Origin of the sequence: Inquilinus limosus MP06 (genome assembly GCF_000767795.1) — a bacterium.
GTDB lineage: Bacteria > Pseudomonadota > Alphaproteobacteria > DSM-16000 > Inquilinaceae > Inquilinus > Inquilinus limosus_E.
This window is the reverse complement of the sequence record NZ_JANX01001090.1, coordinates 1-862: the sequence shown is the minus strand read 5'-3', so window position 1 is coordinate 862 and position 862 is coordinate 1. Positions and strand designations below refer to the sequence as shown.

Annotated in this window: 1 protein-coding gene; it reads right to left on the bottom strand. The window is 62.3% G+C overall.

Annotated features, from left to right (window positions below):
• Positions 1 to 20: 20 nt before the first annotated feature.
• Positions 21 to 779, bottom strand: a complete 759-nt coding sequence (locus P409_RS35385) for an IS5 family transposase (RefSeq protein WP_034849824.1) — start codon at positions 777 to 779, stop codon at positions 21 to 23.
• Positions 780 to 862 lie beyond the last annotated feature (83 nt).

Here is an 862-nt window from a genome sequence, read left to right as displayed (position 1 = left end):
GGACTAGGACGAATCGACATTCAGCGCAGCCAGAGGATGATGGCGGCGAGATGGATGAAGGCGATGTAGTGAGCGGCGCGTCGGTCGTATTGGGTTGCGAAGCGGCGGAAGTGTTTGAGCTTGTTGAAGCAGCGTTCGATCCGATTGCGGTCCTTGTAGGCGATCTCGTCATGCGGGATCAGCACCTTGCGCGAGCGGTTTGAGGGGATCACCGCCTCGGCCCCGATCTCGTCGATGAAGGCACGCAAGTCGTTGCTGTCATAGGCCTTGTCGGCGAGCACGGTCTTGGCCTGAAAGCCGTCGAGGAGGGCTTTGGCGGTAAGGCTGTCGTGGCGCTGGCCGGCGGTCAGCGCGAAGCGGAGCGGCCGGCCCAGCCCGTCGCAGACCATGTGGATCTTGGTCGTCAGTCCACCTCGGGAACGCCCCAGAGCCTGATCCTGGGCCCCCCTTTTGCCGCTCGCCGCCTGCTGGTGGACCCGGACCAGGGTGGTGTCCAGCATCAGGTACTGGTTGTCCCTATCCTTGATCAACTCGGCGAAGACCCTCTCCCAGACGCCGGCTTTGGCCCAGCGGGTGAAGCGCTTGTGCACGCTCTTCCACTTGCCGTAGCGCTCGGGAAGATCCGGCCAGTGGGCGCCGGATCGCAGAACCCACAAAACCCCGTTCACGAACAAGCGGTTATCCGCTCCCGTCCGACCAGGATCGCCCGCCTTGCCGGGCAGAAGCTCAGCGATCCTCGCCCATTGCGCCTCATTCAGCTCGTAGCGCTTCACCCCCATCCGTCCGCTCCGAATCAGCAAATCCGGAACATATTGATTCAGCACTATTCAGCTCTGGAAAGGCTGAATGTCGATCGCACCTA

Coding starts and splice junctions, on each gene's coding strand:
- P409_RS35385 (WP_034849824.1), bottom strand. CDS start 779: ATGGGGGTGAAGCGCTACGAGCTGAATGAGGCGCAATGGGCGAGGATC.